General features: G+C 72.2%; 18 protein-coding genes. 7 read left to right on the top strand and 11 right to left on the bottom strand.

Features of this window, described 5'->3' with window-relative positions:
- Positions 1 to 46 precede the first annotated feature (46 nt).
- On the bottom strand, positions 47 to 1,333 hold the full coding sequence (gene aceA, locus AB0D29_RS08860) for an isocitrate lyase (RefSeq protein ID WP_362852844.1): 1,287 nt from the start codon (positions 1,331 to 1,333) through the stop codon (positions 47 to 49).
- A 390-nt stretch (positions 1,334 to 1,723) separates the two neighbouring features.
- Here aceA and AB0D29_RS08855 point away from each other — a divergent pair, with 390 nt between their 5' ends.
- Entirely contained in the window at positions 1,724 to 3,127 is a 1,404-nt protein-coding gene (locus AB0D29_RS08855) for a short-chain fatty acyl-CoA regulator family protein (RefSeq protein WP_362852843.1), read from the top strand.
- An 18-nt stretch (positions 3,128 to 3,145) separates the two neighbouring features.
- Here the strand turns inward: AB0D29_RS08855 and AB0D29_RS08850 are convergent, their stop codons facing one another.
- Positions 3,146 to 4,060, bottom strand: coding sequence for a cobalamin-binding protein (locus AB0D29_RS08850; RefSeq protein ID WP_362852842.1), 915 nt, complete (start codon positions 4,058 to 4,060; stop codon positions 3,146 to 3,148).
- A gap of 31 nt (positions 4,061 to 4,091) precedes the next feature.
- On the opposite strand from AB0D29_RS08850, the gene AB0D29_RS08845 reads away from it, so the two are divergent.
- Positions 4,092 to 4,628, top strand: a complete 537-nt coding sequence (locus AB0D29_RS08845; protein ID WP_362852841.1) for a hypothetical protein — start codon at positions 4,092 to 4,094, stop codon at positions 4,626 to 4,628.
- Positions 4,629 to 4,645: 17 nt separating this feature from the next.
- Here the strand turns inward: AB0D29_RS08845 and AB0D29_RS08840 are convergent, their stop codons facing one another.
- Positions 4,646 to 5,059: a PaaI family thioesterase gene (locus AB0D29_RS08840; protein ID WP_362852840.1), complete on the bottom strand. Its 414-nt coding sequence runs from the start codon at positions 5,057 to 5,059 to the stop codon at positions 4,646 to 4,648.
- A 56-nt stretch (positions 5,060 to 5,115) separates the two neighbouring features.
- Positions 5,116 to 7,140: an NADPH-dependent 2,4-dienoyl-CoA reductase gene (locus AB0D29_RS08835; protein ID WP_362852839.1), complete on the bottom strand. Its 2,025-nt coding sequence runs from the start codon at positions 7,138 to 7,140 to the stop codon at positions 5,116 to 5,118.
- A gap of 289 nt (positions 7,141 to 7,429) precedes the next feature.
- On the opposite strand from AB0D29_RS08835, the gene AB0D29_RS08830 reads away from it, so the two are divergent.
- The gene (locus AB0D29_RS08830) at positions 7,430 to 8,659 is read left to right on the top strand and encodes a hypothetical protein (protein WP_362852838.1); all 1,230 of its coding nucleotides are present in this window, start codon (positions 7,430 to 7,432) and stop codon (positions 8,657 to 8,659) included.
- Positions 8,660 to 8,720: 61 nt separating this feature from the next.
- Here the strand turns inward: AB0D29_RS08830 and AB0D29_RS08825 are convergent, their stop codons facing one another.
- From AB0D29_RS08825 to AB0D29_RS08810, 4 genes are all read right to left on the bottom strand, one after another.
- Positions 8,721 to 11,744 (bottom strand): glycoside hydrolase family 38 C-terminal domain-containing protein, encoded by a 3,024-nt coding sequence (locus AB0D29_RS08825; protein ID WP_362852837.1) that lies wholly within the window; start codon positions 11,742 to 11,744, stop codon positions 8,721 to 8,723.
- Between the two features lie 56 nt (positions 11,745 to 11,800).
- Positions 11,801 to 12,700, bottom strand: a complete 900-nt coding sequence (locus tag AB0D29_RS08820) for a carbohydrate ABC transporter permease (RefSeq protein ID WP_362852836.1) — start codon at positions 12,698 to 12,700, stop codon at positions 11,801 to 11,803.
- Positions 12,697 to 13,590, bottom strand: a complete 894-nt coding sequence (locus AB0D29_RS08815) for a sugar ABC transporter permease (protein WP_362853115.1) — start codon at positions 13,588 to 13,590, stop codon at positions 12,697 to 12,699. The genes AB0D29_RS08820 and AB0D29_RS08815 overlap by 4 nt, the downstream gene beginning before the upstream one ends.
- 194 nt (positions 13,591 to 13,784) lie before the next feature.
- The gene (locus AB0D29_RS08810) at positions 13,785 to 15,119 is read right to left on the bottom strand and encodes a sugar ABC transporter substrate-binding protein (protein ID WP_362852835.1); all 1,335 of its coding nucleotides are present in this window, start codon (positions 15,117 to 15,119) and stop codon (positions 13,785 to 13,787) included.
- A 538-nt stretch (positions 15,120 to 15,657) separates the two neighbouring features.
- Between AB0D29_RS08810 and AB0D29_RS08805 the strand changes: the two genes are divergently transcribed.
- The gene (locus AB0D29_RS08805) at positions 15,658 to 17,067 is read left to right on the top strand and encodes a DUF4157 domain-containing protein (RefSeq protein WP_362853114.1); all 1,410 of its coding nucleotides are present in this window, start codon (positions 15,658 to 15,660) and stop codon (positions 17,065 to 17,067) included.
- 74 nt (positions 17,068 to 17,141) lie between these two features.
- On the opposite strand, the gene AB0D29_RS08800 is transcribed toward AB0D29_RS08805, so the two are convergent.
- A complete protein-coding gene (locus AB0D29_RS08800) occupies positions 17,142 to 17,507 on the bottom strand; it encodes a hypothetical protein (protein ID WP_362852834.1) in 366 nt (121 codons plus the stop codon).
- Positions 17,508 to 17,696: 189 nt separating this feature from the next.
- On the opposite strand from AB0D29_RS08800, the gene AB0D29_RS08795 reads away from it, so the two are divergent.
- Positions 17,697 to 18,170, top strand: a complete 474-nt coding sequence (locus AB0D29_RS08795; protein WP_362852833.1) for a universal stress protein — start codon at positions 17,697 to 17,699, stop codon at positions 18,168 to 18,170.
- A gap of 25 nt (positions 18,171 to 18,195) precedes the next feature.
- Here the strand turns inward: AB0D29_RS08795 and AB0D29_RS08790 are convergent, their stop codons facing one another.
- Both AB0D29_RS08790 and AB0D29_RS08785 read right to left on the bottom strand, forming a co-directional pair.
- Entirely contained in the window at positions 18,196 to 19,161 is a 966-nt protein-coding gene (locus AB0D29_RS08790) for a serine/threonine dehydratase (RefSeq protein ID WP_362852832.1), read from the bottom strand.
- A complete protein-coding gene (locus AB0D29_RS08785; protein WP_362852831.1) occupies positions 19,161 to 19,802 on the bottom strand; it encodes a winged helix-turn-helix domain-containing protein in 642 nt (213 codons plus the stop codon). Before AB0D29_RS08785 ends, AB0D29_RS08790 begins: the two co-directional genes overlap by 1 nt.
- A gap of 156 nt (positions 19,803 to 19,958) precedes the next feature.
- Here AB0D29_RS08785 and AB0D29_RS08780 point away from each other — a divergent pair, with 156 nt between their 5' ends.
- Complete coding sequence (locus tag AB0D29_RS08780) at positions 19,959 to 21,647, top strand: ricin-type beta-trefoil lectin domain protein (protein WP_362852830.1); 1,689 nt, start codon at positions 19,959 to 19,961, stop codon at positions 21,645 to 21,647.
- 28 nt (positions 21,648 to 21,675) lie between these two features.
- Positions 21,676 to 24,000, top strand: coding sequence for an alpha-N-acetylglucosaminidase (locus tag AB0D29_RS08775; RefSeq protein WP_362852829.1), 2,325 nt, complete (start codon positions 21,676 to 21,678; stop codon positions 23,998 to 24,000).
- Positions 24,001 to 24,044: the final 44 nt, after the last annotated feature.

Raw genomic sequence — 24,044 nt, 5'->3', positions numbered from 1 at the left:
GTCGGACGGCGATCGGAAGGCGCCGGCGGGAGCCGGCGGCGCGCTCCTAGTGGAACTGCTCTTCCTCGGTGGAGCCGGAGAGCGCCGTCGTGGAGGAGGCCGGGTTGACCGCGGTGGAGACCAGGTCGAAGTAGCCGGTGCCGACCTCGCGCTGGTGCTTGACCGCGGTGAAGCCCTGCGCCTGGGCGGCGAACTCCCGCTCCTGGAGGTCGACGTACGCGGTCATGCCGTGCTCGGCGTAGCCGCGGGCGAGGTCGAACATGCCGTGGTTGAGGGAGTGGAAGCCGGCCAGGGTGATGAACTGGAAGCGGTAGCCCATCGCGCCCAGCTCCCGCTGGAACTTGGCGATCTGGTCGTCGTCCAGCGCGGCCTTCCAGTTGAAGGACGGCGAGCAGTTGTAGGCGAGCATCTGGTCCGGGTACTGCGCGTGGATCGCCTCGGCGAACTCGCGGGCCTGCTCCAGGTCCGGGGTGCCGGTCTCCACCCAGATCAGGTCCGCGTACGGGGCGTAGGCGAGGCCGCGGGCGATGACCGGGGCCATGCCGTTCCGGACGTGGTAGAAGCCCTCGGCGGTGCGCTCACCGGTGCAGAACTCGGCGTCGCGCTCGTCGACGTCGCTGGTCAGCAGGGTCGCGGCGAGGGCGTCCGTACGGGCGATGATCAGGGTCGGGGTGTCCGCGATGTCGGCTGCCAGGCGGGCCGCGTTCAGGGTGCGGACGTGCTGCGCGGTCGGCACGAGGACCTTGCCGCCCAGGTGGCCGCACTTCTTCTCGGAGGCCAGCTGGTCCTCGTAGTGGATGCCGGCCGCGCCTGCCGCGATCATCGCCTTGGTCAGTTCGAAGGCGTTCAGCGGGCCGCCGAATCCGGCCTCGGCGTCGGCGACGATCGGCGCCAGCCAGTCGGTCGTGTCGCTGCCGCCCTCGGCGGTGGCGATCTGGTCGGCGCGCAGCAGCGCGTTGTTGATCCGCCGCACCACCTGCGGCACCGAGTTGACCGGGTACAGGCTCTGGTCGGGGTAGGTGTGGCCGGCCTGGTTGGCATCGGCGGCGACCTGCCAGCCCGAGAGGTAGATCGCCTGCAGCCCGGCGCGGACCTGCTGGACGGCCTGGCCGCCGGTCAGTGCGCCGAGCGCGTGGATGTAGTCCTGCTCGTGGAGTTGGCGCCACAGCCGCTCGGCGCCGCGCCGGGCCAGGGTGTGCTCCTCGCGGACGCTGCCGGAGAGCCGCACCACGTCCTCGGCGGTGTAGGTGCGCTCGATGCCGGCCCAGCGGGGGTCCGTGGCCCACCGCTGTTCGAGCTGCTGGGCCGCCGCCGTCGTGTTCGCCTCTGCCATGACCGTCACCGTCTCCATGAATCGCTTGATCTGCCAATGTTCTGGTCAGCTGTGCACCGTGCTGGCACCGTGTGCCTCATTCGGGGATCGCGGCCGCCGGACCGGCCCGTAGGTCGAGCGGAGCAATGGTGCCGAGCCGCCGAGCCGGGACCGCCGGGATCTCCGACATCAGGGCATAAATCGCGCCCGGAGCGTCCGTCTCGGCTGCCGGGTCCGGCGGGCCGCAGGACTGACTCTGACAGTGGCACCGAGTGCCATCAAGGAGGGACGAATGCCAAGTTCTGCGAATCTTCACAGGCGGTTTTGCCAAGTTTGCAAACGTCTACGGCGTGCGGATCCCGCATAGGGTTGCGGCTGTCCCCGGCACACGTGGAGCAGGCGAGGAGCACGGTGAGCAAGACGTACGCGGGCGCGCGGCTGCGGCGGTTGCGCGAGGAACGGCGGATGAGCCAAACCGAGCTGGCGCGCGTGCTCGCCATCTCGCCCAGCTACCTCAACCAGATGGAGCACGACTCGCGCCCGCTCACCGTCCCGGTGCTGCTGCGGCTCACCGAGGCGTTCGGTGTCGACCCCGGCTTCTTCTCGGAGCGCGACACCAGCCGGCTGGTGGCCGACCTCCGCGAGGCGCTCGCCACGGAGGTGGCCGAAGCCCGGGTGTCCGCCTCGGACCTCGCGGAACTCGCCACCCGCATGCCCGCCGTCGCCTCGGTCCTGCTGGACCTCGGCCGGCGAGGCCAGTTGCTCGCCGAGCGGCTCGCCGGGGCCGCGGACGGCCGGGACGGCGCCCTCGACACCCCGCGCTCACCCCACGAGGAGATCCGCGAGTTCTTCTACCGGCGGCAGAACTACCTGCACGACGCCGACCTCGCCGCCGAGGAGCTGGCCCGCGAGGTCGGAATCCGTCCGGGGGACGTCGTACGCGCCCTGTCCGCGCGGCTCACGGACCGGCACGGGGTGCGCCTCGCGGCCGATTCGGACCGGCTGCACCACTACGACGAGCGCGCCCGCGTCCTGCACATCTCCAGCCGGCTCCGGCCGGGCCAGCAGGCCTTCCGGCTCGCCACCCAACTGGCCCTGCTGGAGTACGGGGAGGAGCTGGACCGGCTGGCCGCGGAGGACTTCGCGCCCGGTTCCGCGACCCACGGCCTGGCCCGGATCGGCATCGCGAACTACTTCGCCGCCGCGCTGATCCTCCCGTACGGCGCCTTCCACACGGCCGCGGAGGAGTTCCGCTACGACATCGAGCGGCTCACCGACCACTTCGGACTCGGCTACGAGACGGTCTGCCACCGCCTCAGCACCCTGCAACGGCCCAGGCTGCGCGGGGTGCCCTTCTCCTTCGTGCGCGTCGACCGCGCCGGGAACATGTCCAAGCGGCAGTCCGCCACCGGCTTCCACTTCTCCCGCGCCGGCGGCACCTGCCCGCTCTGGAACGTCTACGAGGCCTTCGCCGCGCCCGGCCGCATCCACGTCCAGGTCGCGGCCATGCCCGACGGACAGCGCCACCTGTGGACCGCCCGCGCCGTCACCCGCCACCGGGGCGGCTGGGGCGAGCCCGGCAAGACCTTCGCCATCGGCCTCGGCTGCGAGATCCGGCACGCCTCCCGCCTCGTCTACTCCGACGGGCTCGACCTGGACAACACGGCGGCCGCCACCCCCATCGGCATGGGCTGCCGCCTCTGCGAACGCCTCGACTGCCCCCAGCGGGCGGTCCCGCCGCTCGGCCGCACCCTCGCCGTCGACGAGAACAGCAGCACCTTCATCCCGTACCCGGTCACCGCGGAACGCGGCTGAACGACGCCGCGGGGCGGCTCAGTCCAGCCGCCGGGCCTCCGCCGCGGTCACCGGTTCGCCCGCCCGTACGGAGTGCAGCACGTGGGCGAGTACCTCCGCGCCCCGCACCACCCGGGGCCCGGGCCGGTTGAAGTACGCCGGCCCGTCGAGGACCCAGACGGCGCCGGCCCGTACGGCGGGCAGGGAGGCCCAGCCGGGCAGGGAGGTGAGCAGGTCCCGCTCCCGCAGGGTGCGCTCGGGCGGAAAGCCGCAGGGCAGCACGAGGAGGACATCGGGGCGCGCGGCGACGACCTCGTCCCAGGTCATCGCCTTGGTGTGCTCCCCCGGCGAGGCGAGCAGCGGCTCGCCTCCGGCGCAGCCGATCTGTTCGGGGACCCAGTGCCCGGCCGGCCACAGCGGGTCGAGCCATTCGATGGCCACCACCCGGGGCCGGGCGCGTCCCGCCGTCAGCCGGCGCACCCCGGCGAGCCGTGCGCGCAGCTCCTCGCGCCGCCGCTCGGCCCGCTCCCGCACCCCGAGCAACTCCCCCACGGTGACCAGGCAGTCCAGTACGTCGTCCAGGGTGCGGGGCTCCAGGCTGAGCACCCGCGGACCGGCGTCGAGCACCCGGACCGCCTGGGACACCCCCCGGTAGGACACGGCGCAGACGTCGCACAGGTCCTGGGTCAGGACCACGTCGGGGGCGAGGGCCGCCAGGGCCTCGGTGTCGAGCGTGTAGAGGGAGGATCCGGAGTGCGCGGCGCCGCCCACGGCATCGGAGATCTCCCGGCTGCTGAGCGTCTCGGCGGAGAATTCGGCCGCGGTGACGACCGGGACGCCGGCGACCGCCTCCGGCGGCCAGTCGCATTCGTGGGTGCGTCCCACCAGGTCACCGGCCAGACCGAGCTCGGCGACGATGTCGGTGGCGGCCGGCAGCAGGGAGACGATGCGCATGCCCCGACTGTAGGGGCTGTCAACGCACCCGGTGGACGGCCAGGAGCAGGGCCGCTCCACCGAGGCGACCTTCAGCAGCGGCCGGCTCGACAGCGAGGACATCGAGGTGCTGCGCGAGGACCTGGTGGAGATGGTGCACGAGGACGAGAGCAGCGTGCACGTCGACTTCGCGCACGGGCCCTCCCGCACCTTCGACCTCGTGGTCGGGGCCGACGGCCTGCACTCCACCGTACGCAGCCTGGCCTTCGGCCCGGAGGAGCGTTTCGCCCACCATCTGGGCAGCTACCTCTCGGTGTTCAGCGCGGAGAACTTCCTCGGCCAGCGCGTCGTGGACCGGCTCGCGTCGATGCGGTGGGAGGGCACCAGCCTGGCCCTCGTCGGCGCCCACGTGCTGGCCGACTGCCTGGCCCGGGACGAGGGCGACCACCGCGCCGCGTACGCCCGCTACGAGCGGCGGATGCGCCCCTTCGTCACCCTCAACCAGGCCCTGGCCACCGAGAACCCCGGTGGCCCCGCCTCCGAGGAATCCGTCGCCCACGCCAAGAACGCACTGTCGCTGGACAGTTGATCGGGCGGGGCCACGGTTCAGCCGAGCAGCGCGTAGACGGTCGAGGCCGTGGCGGCCGGTTCCTCCGAGCCCTCGGGGGTGAGGGTGATGTCGGCGAAGGCCATCCGCTTGCCGAGCTTGGTGACCCGTACGTGGATCAGCACGTCGGCGCCGACCACCGGCCGCTGGAAGCTCGTCGACTGCTGGACGGTGGTCATCGGGCCGTACCCGCCCCGGGCGGCGGAGATCGCGATGACGGTGGCCGTGTCGGCGGCGGCCATCATGGCCTGCCCCGAGAGCCCGCCGCCGTCCCGGGCCAGCTCCCCGGACCAGGGCAGGCGCAGCACGGCGTGCCGCTCGCCCGTCTCCTGGACGGTCAGTCCGAGGGCGAGCACCCAGGGGGCGAAGTTGTCGGCGAGGATCTTGTCTGCGTCTGCGGGAGAGAACGTCACCGGGGAATTGTGGCGGCCCGGCCGGACCGCCACAATCCCCTTTCGGACGGTTCCGGTCAGAGCGAGGCGGCCAGTTCCGTCCCCTGCCGGATGGCCCGCTTGGCGTCGAGCTCGGCGGCCACGTCGGCGCCGCCGATCAGGTGCGCCTCGATGCCGGCCGCGCGCAGCGCCTCGTACAGGTCGCGGCGCGGCTCCTGGCCCGTGCACAGGACCACCGTGTCGGCGGGCACCAGGCGCTGCTCCCCGTCGACGGTGATGTGCAGGCCCTCGTCGTCGATCCGGTCGTACGCGGCCCCGGCGACGGAGACGACCCCGCGGTGCTTGAGCTCGGCGCGGTGGATCCAACCGGTGGTGGTGCCGAGGCCGGCGCCGACCTTGGTGGCCTTGCGCTGGAGCAGGTGGACGCGGCGCGGCGGCGCGGGGCGCTCGGGCTTCGCGAGCCCGCCGGGGCCGGTGTACGCGGTGTCCACGCCCCAGTGGCGGAAGTAGACCTCGGGGTCCTGCGAGGCGCCCTCGCCGCTGTCGGTGAGGAACTCGGCGACGTCGAAGCCGATGCCGCCGGCGCCGACGACGGCGACGCGCTCGCCGACGGGGACGCCGTCGCGCAGCACGTCGAGGTAGGTGACGACGTTGGCGTGGTCCACGCCCTCGATCTCGGGGGTGCGGGGGGTGACGCCGGTGGCGACGACGACCTCGTCGTAGCCGCGCAGGGTCTCCACGTCGGCACGGGTGTCCAGGCGGACGTCCACACCGCTCTCCACGAGCTGGGTGCCGAAGTAGCGGATGGTCTCCTCGAACTCCTCCTTGCCGGGGATGCGGCGGGCGACGTCGAGCTGGCCGCCGATGTGGCCGGAGGCCTCGAAGAGGGTGACGGCGTGGCCGCGGCCGGCGGCGGAGACGGCGCAGGCGAGACCGGCCGGGCCGGCGCCGACGACGGCGACGCTCTTCTTCGTGCGCGTCGGGGACAGGACGAGCTCGGTCTCGTGGCAGGCGCGCGGGTTGACCAGGCAGGTGGTGATCTTGCCGCTGAAGGTGTGGTCGAGGCAGGCCTGGTTGCAGCCGATGCAGGTGTTGATGGTCTCGGAGCGGCCGGCCGCGGCCTTGGCGACGAAGTCGGCGTCGGCCAGGAAGGGGCGGGCCAGGGACACCAGGTCGGCGCGCCCGTCGGCGAGCAGCTCCTCGGCGACCTCCGGGGTGTTGACGCGGTTGCCGGTGACGAGCGGGACGCTCACCGCGCCCATCAGCCGCTTGGTGACCCAGGTGTAGGCGCCGCGCGGGACGGAGGTGGCGATGGTGGGGATGCGGGCCTCGTGCCAGCCGATGCCGGTGTTGATGATGGTGGCGCCGGCCGCCTCGATCTCCTTGGCGAGGTGGACGACCTCGTCGAGGGTGGAGCCGCCGGGGATGAGGTCCAGCATGGACAGCCGGTAGATGAGGATGAAGTCCTCGCCGACGGCCGCGCGGGTGCGCCGGACGATCTCCAGCGGGAAGCGGACGCGGTTCGCGTACGCGCCGCCCCAGCGGTCGGTGCGCTTGTTGGTGGCGCCGGCGATGAACTCGTTGATCAGGTAGCCCTCGGAGCCCATGATCTCGACGCCGTCGTAGCCCGCGAGCTTGGCGAGGCGGGCGGCGCGGACGAAGTCCTCGACGGTGCGCTCGACCTCGATGTCGCTGAGCTCGTTCGGGACGAAGGGGCTGATGGGAGCCTGGAGGGCGGTGGGGGCGACCAGGTCCTTGTGGTAGGCGTAGCGGCCGAAGTGGAGGATCTGCATCGCGATCTTCCCACCCTCGGCGTGCACGGCCTCGGTGATCACCCGGTGCTCGGCGGCCTCCTCCTCGGTCGTGAGGCGGGAGCCGCCCTCGAAGGGGCGCCCGGCGTCGTTCGGGGCGATGCCGCCGGTGACGATCAGGCCGGCGCCGCCGCGGGCGCGCTCGGCGTAGAAGGCGGCGAGGCGCTCGAAGCCGCCCGCGTGCTCCTCGAGGCCGGTGTGCATCGACCCCATGATCACGCGGTTCGGCAGGGTGGTGAAGCCGAGGTCCAGGGGGCTCAGCAGGTGCGGGTACCGGCTCTGGGAACTCATGAGGGGCGCCTCCTCGCGCGGGGGTGATGACTCTGTTCTAGCGAGGCGGGGCTGGTTTTGCAACTAAGTGCATAACCAGATGCGTGCGCCCTGCCCCGGGACGCGGGCGCCGCACGCCTTCACGGTGCCACCTGTGTCGGACCTCACGCGCCGGTTGATCCCCCCGTGCTCCGACCGGCCCGACCGGTGCATCCGCAAGGGCCGTCCGCCCTCCTTGTCGGCCCCCTCCCCCCTCAATAGCGTCCAGGCGCAGAGACCTCACACCGGTGGGGTCGGAGAGTGGGGACAGATGAAGAATGCGCTACGGCGTTCCCTTGCCCTCGCCGGGGCGCTGGCCGTCCTGCCGCTGATGACCGTCTCCGCGCAGGCGGAACCCCCGGGGCCGCTGTCCGCGGGAGCGGTCGCCGCGATGGCCCCGGAACGACAGGCCGAGGTGCTGGGACCACTGCGGGCGGCGGCCGATGCCGCGGCCCGGGTGGGCCAGGGGTCGCGGGCGGACATCTACACGCAGGTGGAGATGGCCTCCGACTACCGCTCGGTCCGCGTGTACCTGACCGATCCCGGCCGCAGCCGGGAGTTCCTGGCCGCGGTGCACGAGACCGACCCCAAGGTGAACGCCAAGCTGATCCACATCGTCCAGGCGAGGAAATCCCGCCAGGAACTCATGAAGGAGATCTCCGGGTTGACCGGCAGCGCCGGTCTCCCCTTCACGGTCTCCCTCGCCGGCAGCTCCGTCGACGGCTCCGCCATCGACCTCTCCGTGGACAAGCCCGAGGCAGCCCGGGCCTACTTCGACTCCCCCGCGGTCGCGCAGCAGCGCAAGGCCGCCGGCGCGACCCCGGTCCGCATCACCCAGGCACCGCCGTCGAGGCCGCTGAACCGCTGGAACGACACCTCGCCCTTCTACGCGGGGGCGGCCCTCGGGCCGGCCTCCGGCAGTCGGTCGTACTGCACGAGCGGAATTCCGGCCGTCAGCACGTGGGACGGCCGCCAGTGGCTGGTCACCGCGGGCCACTGCTACAACGTCGGCGACAACGTGTGGGCCGCCGGCGGCAACTACATCGGCCAGGTCAAGTTCAAGAAGCCGGAGATCGACTCCGCCTTCATCGAGGCACCGACGCACCGCTACACCTGGGACGGCGTGGACGCGAACGGCTACACCCGCTACCTCAACGGGGTGCGCAACGTCGCGGTCGGGGACTTCACCTGCCAGCTGGGGTACAACTCCAAGGTCGTCTGCAACATCCGTACGGTGTACGCGGGCAACGCCAAGTGGAACGTCAACGGAACGGACGTCTGGGGCAGTTACGGCGTGCCCCACGCCGGCGGCATCGTCGGCCGGGGCGGCGACAGCGGCGGTCCGGTGATCTTCATCAACGACCAGAACTCACGGCAGCTCAACGGCATCGTCAGCTACGGCTGGGGATGCAACGCCTCACAGGAGTGCAGCACCGGACTCGGCTGGGTCGACGTCTGGGCCATCTTCAACGGCTTCGCCATCAAGCTGAACCCGTCCTGACCGGTACGGACCGACCTGACCCCGGCCGGACCGGCCGGGGTCATCCGTACGTCCGGACCGGTCATACCCGGTGGAGCCGGACGGTGACGATCTGGAACGGGCGCAGGGTCAGCGGAACCGCCCCCGACGGGGTGGGGGCGCCCACCGCGGAGCCGGCCAGCGGGCGTTCCAGGAGGTCGCTCTCGACCGCGGCCGACAGGGGGAAGTCCGCCGTCAGGACCGCCGACGCACGCCCCCCGCGGGACTCGTAGAGGCGGACGACCACGTCACCGCTGCGGTCCTCGGCCAGTTTCACCGACTCCACGACCACCGCGTCGTCGTCGACGCAGAGCAGCGGAGCGACCGGGCCCGCCCCGGTCACGGTGCGCTCGGGCAGGTTCAGCGCGTGCCCCTCGCGGACCGCGTCCCCGATCGACGCGCCGGGCGCGAGCGAGAACCGCAGGGTGTGGGCGCCCTGGTCGGTCTCCGGGTCGGGGTAGCGCGGGGCCCGCAGCAGGGAGAGCCGGACGGTGGTGGTCTGGCCGCCGTCGGGCCGCACGTCCCGGGTCACGTCGTGCCCGTACGTGGAGTCGTTGAGCAGCGCGATCCCCCAGCCGGGCTCCTCCGCGTGGATCCAGCGGTGCGCGCAGATCTCGAACTTGGCGGCCTCCCACGAGGTGTTGGTGTGCGTGGCCCGGTAGACGTGCCCGAACTGCGTCTCTGAGGCGGTCCGTTCGGCCTTCACGTCCAGCGGGAAGGCGGCCTTGAGGAACTTCTCCGTCTCGTGCCAGTCCACGTCCGTGACGATGTCCACCGTCCTGGATCCGGCCCGCAGCGTGACCGCCTGGACGGCGGTGGAGGAGCCGAAGGAGCGGGTGACCCGGACGGTGGCGGCCGCCGGCCCGCTCTGGGCGACCTCCATGGCGTCCAGGTCCACCAGGTCCGTGACCCGGTTGCGGTAGAACGCGTCGATGTCCCAGGCGTCCCACATGTTCGGGAAGTCGGGGTGGATCTGCAGCAGGTTCGCCGCGGAGCCCGGAGCCAGCGTCTCGCGGCGCGCCTCCAGGTCGTAGACGGAGACGATCAGCCCGCGGCCGTCGATCTCCACCAGCAGCCGGCCGTTGGCCAGGACGTGCCCGCCGCCGTGCCGCTCCTCCACCGTGACCGGCTCCCCCGCCTCGGCCGGGCGCCCCGCCCCGCCGGCCGGGACACCGCGCCGGGCGTGCGGGGCGCAGTTGAAGACCAGCTCCTCGGCGCCCTCCCCGGCGAGCGCCAGCTGGGCGGCGAGGGTGATCCCGCGGAGCTCCTCGCGCAGCCTCGCATACGTGGCGCGCGCCTCGCGGTGCACCCAGGCGATGGAGGAACCCGGCAGGATGTCGTGGAACTGGTGCAGCAGCACCGTCTTCCAGATCCGCTCCAGGTCCTCGTACGGGTACCCGTACCCCGGCACCTTCACGGCGGCGGCGGCCGCCCACAACTCGGCCTCGCGCAGCAGCGATTCGCTGCGCCGGTTGCCCTGCTTGGTCTTGGCCTGGGAGGTGTAGGTGCCGCGGTGCAGCTCCAGGTACAACTCGCCCGCCCACACGGGGGCGTCCTCGTACTCGGCGCGGGCCTTCTCGAAGAAGGCGTCCGGGCGCTCGATGCGGACCTTCGGGGAGCCTTCGAGGTCCCGCTGGCGCTTGGCGCGGGCGAGGTGTTCGCGGGTGGGGCCGCCACCGCCGTCGCCCCAGCCGAAGGGGGCCAGCGAACGCGAACCACGGCCCTTTTCGCGGTAGTTGCGGGCGGCGTGCGCCAGCTGGGCGCCGCCGAGGTCGCTGTTGTAGGTGTCGACGGGCGGGAAGTGCGTGAAGACGCGGGTGCCGTCGATGCCCTCCCACCAGAAGGTGTGGTGGGGGAAGGGGTTGACCTGGGACCAGGAGATCTTCTGGGTGAGGAACCAGCGGGAGCCGGAGAGCTTCACGATCTGCGGCATCGCGGCGGTGTAGCCGAAGGAGTCGGGGAGCCAGACGTTGTTCGTCTCGATGCCGAACTCGTCGAGGAAGAACTTCTTGCCGTAGAGGAACTGCCGGGCCATGGCCTCGCCGCCGACCATGTTGGTGTCGGACTCCACCCACATCCCGCCGACCGGCACGAACTGCCCGTCCGCGATCTTCTTCTTGACCCGCTCGAAGAGCTCGGGCCGGTGCGTCTTGATCCAGTCCAGCTGCTGGGCCTGCGACATCGCGAAGACGAACTCGGGGTGCTCGTCCATCAGGTTGACCATGTTGGACGTGGTGCGCGCGACCTTGCGGACCGTCTCGCGCAGCGGCCACAGCCAGGCGGAGTCGATGTGTGCGTGGCCGACGGCGCTGATCCGGTGCGCGGAGGCGCCGGCGGGAGCGGCCAGCACCCCGGCGAGCTCGGCGCGGGCCGCGGCCGCCGTACCGGGCACGTCGGCGAGGTCCACCGCGTCCAGGGCGGAGCCGATGGCCCGCAGGATCTCGTGGCGCCGGGCCTCGCGGGTGTCGAGCTGGATCATCAGGTCGTAGAGGACCTCAAGGTCCTGGACCAGCTCCCACACCTCGGTCTCGAAGACGGTGAGGTCCATCCGGGCGAGCCGGTAGAGGGGCTGGTCGCCGCTGGTCAGCCGGTCTCCCTCGTACGTGGCCGCGTGGTCGACCAGGACCGGGTTGGAGGCGGCCTCGACGTACCACTCGACGCGCTCGCCGCCCTCGGCACGGTCGGCCACCCGGACCCAGTCGTTGTAGGGGTTGAGCGCCTTGATCTCGCCGCCGTCGGCCCGGTGGACCAGGCCCTCGCACTGGAAGCCGGGCATCATCCGGTCGAAGCCGAGGTCCAGGACGGCCTCGACGGTGCGGCCGGCCCAGTCGGCCGGGACGGTGCCGGTGACCTTGAACCAGGTGGTGCCCCAGGCCGGGCCCCACGGGTCGCCGATCGCGCAGGGCCCGTACCGGGCCGCCAGGCCCTCGGCGACGGGGACGGGCTCGCCCGGCGCCTCCCAGCGCTCGACGGTCAGCGGGACCGGGCGGGAGTGGACGGCGGGCTTGATCCGCTCCTTCAGGACCCGGCGGAGGCGGTGCTCGGTGATGCTGCGGTCGTCGTGCATGACGGCTGCTCCAGGGACTGGATGGTCGGTACGGACGGCGGGGCGGGCGGGTGGGGTCAGGTCTTGACTGCTCCCTCGCCCACGCCCTTGAAGAAGAAACGCTGGAGGGCGAAGAAGAGGAGCATCATCGGCAGGAGCGCGGCCATCGCACCGGCCGCGATGAGCCGCTGGTCGTTGACGGTGGTGGCGCCGGCCAGGGTCTTCAGGCCGAGCTGCAGGGTGTAGTGGTCGCTGTTCGTGAGAACGAGCAGGGGCCAGAGGAAGTCGTCCCAGGCCCCCATGAAGCTGGTGATGCAGACGACGGCCAGGGCGCCCTTGGCGGCGGGGAGGAAGACCCGGGTGAAGCGGGTCCATTCGCCGGCCCCGTCCAGGACCGCGGCTTCCTCGACCTCCTTGGGCACCGCGAGGAAGGCCGCCCGCATGATCATGATGTTGAGCACGGAGACCGCGCCGGGGAGCCAGACGCCGATGAGGGTGTCGACCAGCCCCATCTCGCGGACCGTGAGGAACATCGAGATCATCACGGACTCGAAGGGGAACATCAGGGTCGCCACGAGCACGGTGAAGACGACCCGGCGGCCCTTCCAGGCGGCCCGCGAGAGGGCGTACCCGCCCATCGCCGCGAAGAGCAGGTTCGAGGTGACCGCGAGGACCGCGACGGTGAGCGTGTTGCCGACGTACTGGAGCAGCGGGAAGGACTCGGCGACCCGGACGTAGTTGTCGAGGGTGGGCTGCGAGGGCAGCACGCCGTCGTACACGTTCTCGGTGCGGCCGCGGATCGAGGTGAGGAACTGCCACACGATCGGGCCCAGCATGACGACGAGCATGAGGACGAGCGTGGCGTAGCGGGCGGCCCGGCCGGCCCACCGGCGCCTGCGGCCGTCGGCGCCGGGCCGCCGGGGCGGCGCGCTTCGAGGGGAGGGCGGGGTGCTTCCCGCAGGGGGCTGGGTGCTCAACTCTCGTCTCCCTTCGACAGGCGGCGGCCCAGCAGGCTGAAGACCAGGGTCAGGAGGAACAGCAGGATGGAGATGGCGGAGGCGTAGCCGGTCTCTCCGGAGAAGCCGAGGCCGACCTGCCGGATGAGGAAGGGCAGGGTGCGGGCGCCGCCGCCGGGGCCGCCGCTCTCACCGCCGAGGATGTAGATCTCGGTGAAGACGCGCAGTGCGGAGATGGCGGAGAGGGTGCCGACGAGCAGCATCATCGGCTTCACCTGGGGGACGGTGATGCTGAAGAAGCGGCGGACGGGGCCGGCGCCGTCGATGGCGGCCGCCTCGTAGAGGGAGGCGGGGACGTTCCCGAGGGCCGCCAGGTAGAAGACCATGTAGTAGCCGAGGCCCTTCCACACGGTCACCAGCATCGCGGAGACCAGCAGCATCGCGGAGTCCGTCAGGAACGGGATCGGTTCGGAGATGAGGTTCAGCCGCTCGAAGACGGTGTTGACGAGACCGTCGCTGCGCAGCACCCACTGCCAGATCAGCCCGACGACCACGGCCGAGGCGATCACCGGGGTGTAGAAGGCGGACCGGAAGAACCCGATGCCGGGGATCCTGGCCTGAACGAGCACGGCGAGGGCCAGCGGGAGGAAGACCAGGCACGGTACGACGACCGCGAGGTAGAGCACGCTGTTGCCGGTGGCGACCCAGAAGTCGGGGTCGGCGAAGGCGCGGCGGTAGTTGTCGAGGCCGACGAAGGTGCCGCCGCGCAGGATCTGGGCGTCGGTGAAGGAGAGGACGACGGTGTTGACGAACGGCCAGAGGCTGAAGAGCGCCACCATCACCAGACCGGGGGCGAGGAACAGGTAGGGGGTCCACCACCGGCGGTGGACCAGGCCCGTATCGGCCTCCATGGCACGCCGCGCGGTCCGGCGGCGGCGCCTGCGCGCGATCGCGCCGCCGTGCGGCTCCGGGGCGCCACCGCCCGGCTGCACGGCGCCGCCGCCCGGCTCCCGGGTGCTGCCGCCCGCTCCGCCGCCCGGCTCCCGGGCGCCGCTGCCCGGCTCCGCGGCGCCGACGTCCGGGCCGACGCGCCCGCCCACGGCGGTCACTTGTCGGCCGCGGCGGTGAGGAGCTTGTTCGCCGCTTCCTCGGCCTTCTTCACCGCCGTCCTCGGGTCCTGCTCACCCGTGATGGCCTTCTGCACCTCGCGTACGACGGCGTCGCCCACCTGGTTGGTCCACTGGACGGGGGTGTTGGCGTCCAGCGCGGCGGTCTTCAGCTGCTCGGCGCCGACCGCCCGGGCGAGGGTCTCCGCGTCCTTGCCGTCGCCCTTGTCGGAGAAGAACGGGTCGGCGAGGCCCTGGGCGTTGGAGGGGTAGATCGTGGCCTTCCTGGAGAACTCCACCTGGTTGGGGCCGTTGGTCACCCATTTCGCGAACTCGGCCGCCGCGTCGGGGTGCTTGGTGTCCTTCTTGACGCCGAGCGACTGGGCGTAGATGCCGATGTGGCCGAGCTTGCCCGTGACCGCTCCCGCGACCTGGGTCTTCGCGTAGACCTGCGGGGCGTTCTGCTTGATGTCCTTGACGAAGCCCGGGGAGCCCGGGCCGAACACGAGCTTGCCGCCGCCGTAGAGCTGGTTGATGTCGTCGGACTTGAGGAGGGACTCCTTGGGCATGGCGCCCTTGGCGTACAGGTCCTTCATCCGCTCCACCCAGGCGACGGCCTGGTCGGTGTCGAAGGTGAACCGGTCCTGCTTCTCGCTGAGGATCGGGACGCCCATCTTCTGCCAGTCCCCGGGCAGTCGGCCCTTGGGATCGGCCATGAAGGCGGAGTACCGGCCCCCGGACGTGGCGGCGATCTTCTCGGCGTAGTCGAAGAACTGCTCCACGCTGGTCGGCGGCTTGGCCGGGTCCAGGCCGGCCTTCTCGAAGAGCTCTCTGTTGTAGGTGAGGATCTCGGGCGTCACGTACCACGGGTACGCGTACACGCTGTCGCCCTTGCCGGGCAGCTTGAACTGCTCCCAGGCGCCCGGCACGTACTCCTTGGCCGCCGCCCCGTCGAGCTTGGCGACATCGGCGAGCATGCCGCGGTCGGCGAGGAGCTGGAAGGAGTCGGTGGAGAGGTTGACCACGTCCGGGAGGGCCCCGGCCTGGGCGTCGGCGACGAGCTTCTCGTTGTAGCCGTCGCCGGGGACGTCCTCCCATGTGACCTTCACCTCGGGGTACTTCTGCTCGAAGGCGTCGATGACCCCCTGTACGTAGGCCGTGAACGTGGGCTTCAGCTGGAGGGTCCGGAAGGTGATCCCACCGGCCACCTTGCCCGTCCTCTCGGCCTCCTTCGCGTCACCGGCGCCACCGCTGAGGCCGCACGCGGCGGTCGACAGGAGGGCGCCGGTCACCAGCGTGGCCACGGCAATACGGGTCGGGTTCGAACGGGTCATCGTCGCCGCCTTTGCAGAAGTCCGGCCGCTTTGCCGGAGGCGGTGCCCACCGTCGCCCGAAGTCAGGACCCCGTCAATGAGGCGGAGCCACCATTGGCCGGTGATACCCGTACGGCGAATGCCACAACGGGCTGGCAGAAGGCGCCAGTTGACCTCAACTCGGCCGGGTTGACCTGGACTAATGCGCTTTAGTACAAAGCCGGTTGGGCGTGATATCGATTCGATAACGAACCTGGCTCGCCGTCAGTCGGTGCCTCCATATGGCCGGTTCGCGAGGCGGCGCACTAATGCGCTTTACCCGCACCGTACGAAAGCGCTTTAGCATCGGGCCCCTCCCGCGGGGGCCGGCCCCTCGTCCCGATGTTGGCTTCGTGCCCGCGAGCTGGCTGATAATGCTTCAGACCCCCTGGTCACGACTGGTGACCGCCCCTTGAGGGGGGTGGCCGGCAGCTGCGCGCAGCGGCTGCCCCGACCTAGTGAAAGGCATCGCGTGAGCCCCAAGCACCCCCGCCCGGCGCAGAAGAACGACGACCAATTACTGCAATCCTCCCGCTCCGCCGCGAGTCCGCAGCGGGCGGCGACGCCGCCGGTGGGGCTGATGGGACTCCAAGCCGGTGCGGGCAACGCCGCGGTCGTGCAGATGCTCCGTCGGGCCGATCCGTCCCGGAACCGGGAACAGCACCAGCACACCGACGGATGCGGACACCAGCAGACCGGGCAGCCCGCCGTGCAGCGGTCCGCCGTCCACGACGTCCTGCGCACGCCCGGGCGCCCCATGGACAACGCCACCCGCACCGACATGGAGGCGCGGCTCGGCGCGGACTTCTCCGACGTCCGCATCCACAACGACAGCGCCGCCAAGGCCTCCGCCGCCGAAGTGGGCGCCCGCGCCTACACTTCCGGCAGCCATGTCGTCATAGGCGACGGCGGCCACGACAAGCACACCCTCGCGCACGAACTCACCCACGTCATCCAGCAGCGCCAAGGCCCCGTCGCGGGCACCGACAACGGAACGGGACTGAAGGTCTCCGACCCGTCGGACCGGTTCGAGCGCGAAGCGGAAGCGAACGCCAGGCGGGTCATGGCGGGCGGCTCCCACGCCGCCCCGGACGTGCAGCGCCGTACGGCACCTTCACCCGCCTCCGGCTCCCTCCCCGCCGTGCAGCGCGTCGGGAACCCGCAGGACCGGATGACGGTCGAGTACTGGGAGGACAAGGCGGGACTGGGCGCATCCAGCAGCAGCGCCGCGAAGGACCGCGCCAAGCAGATCACCACGTCCAAGGCGGCCGCGAAGAAGTTCAAGGCCCACAAGCCTCCGCGCACGATCGACGAGATCGTCAAGACGGTCGGCCCCAAGCTCCTGGCCGATCTGGCGCTGATGGGGGCGGACTCCGGGCGGATGGAGCTCTACAGGTCCATGAGCTTCGAGGAGGCCCACAGCGCCCTGACCTACTGGGGCGACGCGGCCTCACGCGACGCCCTGCTGGACTACGTGGCGTCCGGTGAGGGCTCGGCGAAGGGGTTCAGGGAGCAGGGGTTCGGGGGCCTGACGATCGGAGCCCACCTCGGCGACCAGGGTCAGGCCGACGGGTACTACGACACCCAAGGTGCTCCGTACGCGGTCCAGCTGAAGTTCACGCTGAAGCCCGGCGCTCACGAACTCCTTTTCAACCAGGACCACATGGCTCTCGGACCGGGCTACAAGAACGACCTGATCCGCAAGGCCAACGAGGGTGGCGGGACCTACAAGAACGCGAACGCGAACGAGGGGACCCTGGGTGGGTACATCGGCGTGAAGGCCGAGGACAAGGAGCCCTACAGCCTGGGCATCGCGCAGGGCGCGAACGGCAAGAACGGAAGGGAGCTCGGTGCGAGTCAGCTGCTCTTCCAGCTGTTCCTCGACGACGTCCAGCTCGTGAAGAACAGGTCGGGCCAGGACCTGCCGTAGCCGGGTCACGACAGATCGCCGCGGATGCCCCGGACCGGACCGGTCCGGGGCATCCGCGTGCGGGGGCGCGGCACCTACCGCATCGGGTACTCCGCCTTCTCCGCGAGCGTGCCGTCCTTGAAGCAGAAGCGGAGCACGGTCTCCTTGCCGTTCTTGGTGTCGCCGCTGGAGAGGTACCAGGAGCAGGTGCTGCCCTCGGGCTCGGCCGGTCCGCCCTCCTTGAGGGCGCTCTTGACGAAGCTCTCGCCCGACGGGAGCTTGCCGCGGACCTCGCTCTCCGCGTCGCCGGTCTTCACGGACGCGTAGACCGTCGGGTCGACCAGGGTCTCGTCGGCCATGTCGAGGACCTTCCCCATGCCGAAGACCACGACCACGAGGAGGCCCACACCCAGCACCAGCGCCACGCCGCACCCGATCAGACAACCCTTGCGCTGAGCCACGCCCGTTCCTCCATGTCGCTCCGTGTCCGGCGGCGGTCGCCTGGACACTCACACCCTCGCAAGGGCCGGCGGCTCGGGGCTGTCCTCGAAAGTCGTCGGCCGTCGCAACGATCGTCGTTCGAGGTCGGGCCGCCCTTCCGGGTATACAAGGAGGAGATCGACCGTTCGGGCAAAGCGAGAGGAAGCACCGTGAGCGAGCAGGACACCGTCGAGCCTCTGATCGTCGTCGGCGTGGACGGTTCGAACCACTCCAAGGAGGCCCTGCGCTGGGCCGTCGCGCAGGCCGGGATGACGGGCGGCCGGGTGCACGCCGTCATGGCCTGGGAGTGGAACCGCAATCCGTTCGCCATCGCTCCGGTGGCCGCCGAGGTCTTCGACGCCGAGGCGGTGACGGCCGAGGAGGCGGCCCGGCGCAAGCTCGCGGACACCGTCAACGCAGCCGTCGGCGCCTCGCCGGGCGTGCCGGTGTTCCGCCGCGTCGAGCAGGGCTCCCCGGCCCAGGTCCTGGTGGACGCCTCGAAGGAGGCGGACCTGACGGTGGTCGGCACCCGGGGATACGGCGGCTTCAAGGGCGCCCTGCTCGGCTCGGTGAGCCAACAGGTCGTGCAGTACTCCGCCGGCACCGTCGTGGTCGTCCGCGAGGGCGCGGACGAGGAGGACTGACGAGCACCTCGGGCCGGCGGCGGGGTCAGGCCGTGGGGGCCACCAGGTCGCCCGGGTCCGTGTTGGCGCCGCACAGGATGACGGCGACCCGCTCGCCGAGCGGCTCCGGCGCGCCGCGCAGCGCCGCGAGGGCGGTGGCCGCGCCCGCCTCCACCACGATCCGGTGCTCCTCCCAGAGGGCGCGCCGGGCGGCGGTGATCGCCGCGTCGGGCACGAGCACCGAGGTCACGTGCTCCTCCTGGGCGGCGGCCAGCGCGTCCGCCGAGACCCGGGTGGCCCCCAGGGAGTCGGCGGCGACCGAGTCCACGGCCACGTCCACGACCCGTCCCGCCGCCAGGGCCGCGTTCAGGGCCCGGCAGTTCTCCGGCTCGGCCGCGATCACCCGTACGCCGTGTTCGCGCGCGGCGGTGGCGACGCCGGCGAACAGTCCGCCGCCGCCGACCGCGACGACCACGGTGTCCAGCCCGGGCAGGGCGGTCCGGATCTCGTCGAGCAGCGTCCCGGCGCCCGCGGCGATGAGCGGGTGGTCGTAGGCGTGGCTGCTCAGCGCCCCGCTCGTGGCGGCGAACTCCTCGCAGGCGGCGAGCGCTTCGGCGTACCGGTCGCCGACGAGCCGTACCTCGGCCCCGTATCCGCGCAGTCGGTCCACCTTCACGCGCGGGGCGTTGGCGGGCAGGAACACGGTCGCGGGCACGGACAGCGCGCGGGCCGCCCAGGCGCAGGCGAGACCGGCGTTGCCACCGGAGGCGATGGTGACTCCCGCGGCCGGGAGGGCGCCGGCCTCGTGGTGGGCGGCGAGGAAGTTGCGGGCGCCGCGCGCCTTGAAGCTGCCGGTGTGCTGGAGGTGTTCCAGCGCGTACCAGACCCCCTCGTCGGCCGCGGGGACCACCGCGACGGGCCGTATCCCGCCGGCGATCCGGTCGGCGGCGGAGTGTACGGCGGCGTAGTCGAGCTGCTGTGCGGGTGCTGCTTGCACGGTCTGTCTCCCCATCAGGTGGTGGGCCGGGCGGCCTCGATCAGCTGGCGCAGGGCGCCGTAGTACACCTCGTGGTCCGTCAGGGGCGGCAGTACGTCGGCCAGTCCGCCGGAGAGCACGGGGAACTCCGCCGGATCCAGTGCGGCCAGGGCGGCCCGCGAGGCGGCGGTGGCAGCGGCCGGGTCGCGGTGGTCCACGAAGGCCGCGCTGCCCAGGGTGAGCAGGTACATGCGGCGGTAGACGGTCATCGCCTCGGCGGCGGTCATCCCGGCGGCCACGCTGTCGGCGAGGGCGGGCTCGACGAGCCGGGCGAGGAGCTGGCGGCCGAGCCAGGGCCGGCCACCGCGCAGCACCAGCAGTCCGGGGTGGGCGGTGAGCAGCAGGTAGAGCGCGCGGAACCGCTGCTCGGTGGCCTGCGCCCAGTCCGTGCCGGCGGGGATCTCGGGGAGCTGGGCGGCCAGGTGCTCGGTGCACAGGTCGAGCAGCCCGGCGAGGTCGGTGCAGCGGCGCTGGACGGTGGCGTGGGAGACGTCGAGCCGGTCGGCGAGGCTGCGGAAGCTGAGGCGCTGCGGCCCTTCCTCGTCGAGGATCCGCAGGGCGGCGACGGCGATGGCCTCGGGGGTCGCCCGGTCCAGGGCGTCTGATCTGCGCGGCATGAGATACACCGTAACATACGACGTATCGACTCTTTCGTGTGACATCGATTGCAGCCATATTGCTGGTCATTGGCCGACAATCAGCGACTTTTATTGACAGTGGGTAATCGCATCGCTGCACTGGGCGCACGCCTGCCCCCACGTCAAGGAGACTCAGTGCCGCCTCGCCTGCGTGCGTCGCTCCCCTGTCTGACCGCGGCCGCCCTGTTCGCCCTCGCGCTCTCCCCCGCCCCGGTGGCGGCCGAGCCCCGGGCCACCTCGGACACCCCGCTCGCGCTCACCCCGCCCATGGGCTGGAACAACTGGGCGCACTACATGTGCGACATCGACGAGGCCAAGGTCGTCGCCAACGCCGACGCGCTCGTGTCGAGCGGGCTCGCCGCCAAGGGCTACGACACGGTGACGGTCGACGACTGCTGGATGACCAAGAGCCGGGACGCGCGGGGCGCGCTGGTCGTCGACACGGCGAAGTTCCCGCACGGCATGGCCTGGCTCGGCGACCACCTGCACGCCAAGGGCCTGAAGTTCGGCATCTACCAGGACGCCGGCTCCCTCACCTGCGAGAAGTACCCCGGCAGCGGCGCGCCCCAGGGCGGCGGGGCCGACCACTACGCCCAGGACGCCCGGCAGTTCGCCTCCTGGAACGTCGACTACGTGAAGATGGACGGCTGCAACCTGTGGGTGCCGCCGGGGCAGACCAAGGAACAGGCTTACCGGGACGCCTACAACGCCGTCGCGAAGGCTCTGCGGGAGAGCGGCCGGGACATGGTCCTCTCGGCGTCCGCGCCCGCCTACTTCCAGCAGGGCGAGTGGGGCGGCTCCGACTGGCACAAGGTCCTCGGCTGGGTCGGCGAGACCGGCCAGCTGTGGCGCGAGGGCAAGGACATCAAGGTCTACAACCCGGCCACGCCCGCCACCTCACGGTGGAGTTCGGTCCTGGGCAACTACGGCTACAACCGCTGGCTCGGCCGGTACGCGGGCCCCGGCAACTGGAACGACCCCGACTTCCTGATCGCGGGCGCCCCCGGACTCACGGCCGCCGAGAGCCGCAGCCAGGTCGCCCTCTGGGCCATGATGGCGTCCCCGTTCATCCTGTCCTCCGACGTCTCCAAGCTGACCTCCCAGGGACTCGCGGCCCTCGGGAACACCCGCATGATCGAGCTCGACCAGGATCCGATGGGCCGCCAGGGCGCGGTGGTCTCCTCCAACGCCACCTTCGAGATCCTGACCCGGCCGCTCGCGAACGGCGACCGCGCGGTGGCCGTGCTCAACCGCTCGGCCACCACCCGCGACATCAGGGTGCCGCTCGACGAGATCGGCCTGAGCGACTGCACGGCCGACGCACAGGACCTGTGGAACGGGACCCGCCGGGAGGTCTCCGACGCGCTGACCGGGAGGCTGGCCGGGCACGACACCGCGGTCTGGCGGCTCAGCCCGCGCGGCTGCGCCGAGGCCACGCCGACCGGGCAGGTCGTCGGTGACGGCGCCCGGTGCGCCGACGGCGCCAACACCACGGGCGTCGGCGCGGTCGTGCTGGCCGCCTGCACCGGGGCCCCCGACCAGCGGTGGACCCTGGGCGACGACGCGAGCCTGCGGCTGGCCGGCGAGTGCCTGTCCGCGGGCGACGACGGCCTCGTGGAACTGGCCGACTGCGCGCCCCCGCAGGGCCGGCAGCCCGGCCAGAGCTGGACGCACCTGCGCGGTGGAGCCCTCGTGGAGCAGGCGAGCGGGATGTGCCTGACCGCGCCGGCCGCCGCCGCCACCCCGGACGCCCCGGCCGCACGACTGCGGCTGACCGCCTGCGGCGACCACCGGGTCGACCAGGCCTGGGCCCTGCCGGTCTGACGGCCCGAGCCCACGGATGAGCAACCCGATGCCACGAAGCGGGCGCCGGCTGCCCGGCCCCCGCCCGCTCGCCCTCGCCGCTCTTCCCGCGGCGCTGCTGGCGCTGATCTGCGCGGGGCCCGCCCCCGGGGCCACCGCCCCGGGGGCGGGGTCGCCCGCACCCGCCGACGTACGGCCCGGTGCGCGGGCCGGTGCGGGGCCCGCCGTACGAAGCGCCGCGCACGCGGGCGCACCCCGGAGCCGGACCTTCGACACCGCGCCCGCGCGGGCCGCCCTGGAGCGGCTGCTCCCGCGCCACCACGGCCAGTTCACCCTGGTGCCCGACACGGCCGCCGGCGCCGACACCTTCACCGTGTCCGGGACCGCCGGCGCGATCACCGTGCGCGGCAGCACCGGAGCCACCCTGCTCACCGGCGTCGGCTGGTACCTCCAGCACGTCGCCGGGGCCGACATCGGCTGGCCCGGCGACAGCATCGGCCTGCTGCCCGCCCGCCTGCCGGCCGTCCCCGCGCCGGTCACCCGCAGCGCACAGGTCCCGCACCGGTACGCGCTCAACGACACCGACGACGGGTACTCCGGCCCGTACCGCACCTTCGAGGAGCACCAGCGGCAGATCGACCTGCTCGCCCTGCACGGCATCAACGAGGTGTTCGTGCAGGTGGGGGCGGAGTACCCGTACTACCGGGCGCTCCAGGACTTCGGCTACTCCGCCGAGGAGCTGCGGCAGTGGATCCCCGGCCCCGCCCACCAGAGCTGGTGGCTGCTGCAGAACCTGAGCGGTTTCGGCGGCCCGGTCACCGAGCGGCTGATGCGGGAGCGGGCCGAACTGGGCGGGCGGATCGCCGAGCAGCTGCGCGGGCTCGGCATGACCCCGGTGCTGCCCGGCTACTTCGGCACCGTGCCGCCGCAGTTCGCCGCGCGCAACCCGGGCGCGGGCACGGTGGCCCAGGGCGACTGGGCCGGCTTCGACCGTCCCGACTGGCTGGACCCCGTCTCGCCCGTCTTCCGGAGGCTGGCCGCCGCGTACTACGCGGAGCAGCGCGCGGTGTTCGGGGACAGCACGATGTACCGGATGAGCCCGCTGCACGAGGGCGGACAGACCGGGTCCGTCGACGTCGGCGCGGCGGCGGGCGCCATCCAGGAGGCGCTGCACGCCGCCCATCCGGGCGCGCTGTGGGCGGTGCTGGGCTGGCAGGACGACCCGACCCCGGAGCTGCTGGCCGGGGTGGACACGTCGAGGCTGCTGATCCTGGACGGGCTCTCGGACCGGTACAACCGGCTGGACCGCGAGGCGCGTTGGGGCGGTGCGCCGTACGCGATGGGCACCATCTACAACTTCGGCGGGCACACCACGATCGGTGCGAACACCTCCGTGTGGCTCGAGCGGTTCGGCCCCTGGCGCGCCAAGGGCAACAGCGCGCTCGCCGGGATCGCCTACCTGCCGGAGGCCACCGGGACGAACCCGGCGGCCTTCGATCTCTTCACGGACCTGGCCTGGGAGCCGGGGGTGATCGACCAGCGGAAGTGGTTCGCCGATTTCGCGGCCCGCCGCTACGGTCGGCCCGACGCCGCGGCCGCCGCGGCCTGGGAGGAGCTGCGCAAGGGGCCGTACAGCACCTCGTCGGGGCTGTGGTCGGAGTCGCAGGACAGCCTGTTCACCGCCCGGCCCGGCCTGACCGCGGCCGGGTCGGCGTACTGGAGCCCCAAGTCCATGCGCTATCCGGCCGGCTCGGTCCGCAGGGCGCTGGACCACCTGCTGAAGGTGGCCCCGGAGCTGCGCGGCTCCAGCGCCTACCGCTTCGACCTGGTCGACACCGCACGGCAGGCCCTCGCCAACCACTCGCGGGTGCTGCTGCCGAGGATCAAGGCGGCCTACGAGGCCAAGGACCTGGCCCGCTTCCGCGCCCTGACGGCCGAATGGCAGCACGGGTTGCGGAAGTTGGACGCGGTCACCGGATCCGACCCGAACTTCCTCCTCGGCAGCCGGCTCGCCGGGGCCCGCTCCTGGGGCGCCGACCGGGCCGAACAGGACCGGTACGAGTACGACACCCGCTCCCTGCTCAGCGTGTGGGGACGCCGCAGCACCAGCGAGGGCGGCTTCCTGCACGACTACGCGAACCGCGAATGGAGCGGCCTGGTCTCGGAGTTGTACGCGAGGCGGTGGGCGCTCTACTTCGGGTCGCTGGAGGAGGCGCTGGTGCGGCGGGCCGCGCCGCGGGCGATCGACTGGCCCGCCTTCGAGGAGGAGTGGGCCGGGCGGACCACCCGCCACCCGGACCGGCCGAGCGGGGACCCGTACCGCCTGGCCGCCGCGGTCGCGGCGGCCCTCCCGCCGGCGGCCGCCACCCACTGACCCCCGCCGCGGGGGGGGGGGCCGCCCCGCGCGGCGCCCCGCGC

Source organism: Streptomyces sp. NPDC048424 (genome assembly GCF_040651555.1).
Classification (GTDB): domain Bacteria; phylum Actinomycetota; class Actinomycetes; order Streptomycetales; family Streptomycetaceae; genus Streptomyces.
The sequence above is the reverse complement of the archived record's forward strand: the minus strand, read 5'-3'. Positions and strand labels throughout refer to the sequence as shown.

Excerpts from the sequence above, each read along its gene's own strand:
- aceA (WP_362852844.1), bottom strand. The coding sequence starts at position 1,333 with ATGGCAGAGGCGAACACGACGGCGGCGGCCCAGCAGCTCGAACAGCGG.
- AB0D29_RS08850 (WP_362852842.1), bottom strand. The coding sequence starts at position 4,060 with ATGCGCATCGTCTCCCTGCTGCCGGCCGCCACCGACATCGTCGCCGAG.
- AB0D29_RS08835 (WP_362852839.1), bottom strand. The coding sequence starts at position 7,140 with ATGAGTTCCCAGAGCCGGTACCCGCACCTGCTGAGCCCCCTGGACCTC.
- AB0D29_RS08830 (WP_362852838.1), top strand. The coding sequence starts at position 7,430 with ATGAAGAATGCGCTACGGCGTTCCCTTGCCCTCGCCGGGGCGCTGGCC.
- AB0D29_RS08825 (WP_362852837.1), bottom strand. The coding sequence starts at position 11,744 with ATGCACGACGACCGCAGCATCACCGAGCACCGCCTCCGCCGGGTCCTG.
- AB0D29_RS08815 (WP_362853115.1), bottom strand. The coding sequence starts at position 13,590 with ATGGAGGCCGATACGGGCCTGGTCCACCGCCGGTGGTGGACCCCCTAC.
- AB0D29_RS08810 (WP_362852835.1), bottom strand. The coding sequence starts at position 15,119 with ATGACCCGTTCGAACCCGACCCGTATTGCCGTGGCCACGCTGGTGACC.
- AB0D29_RS08790 (WP_362852832.1), bottom strand. The coding sequence starts at position 19,161 with ATGGGGAGACAGACCGTGCAAGCAGCACCCGCACAGCAGCTCGACTAC.
- AB0D29_RS08785 (WP_362852831.1), bottom strand. The coding sequence starts at position 19,802 with ATGCCGCGCAGATCAGACGCCCTGGACCGGGCGACCCCCGAGGCCATC.
- AB0D29_RS08775 (WP_362852829.1), top strand. The coding sequence starts at position 21,676 with ATGCCACGAAGCGGGCGCCGGCTGCCCGGCCCCCGCCCGCTCGCCCTC.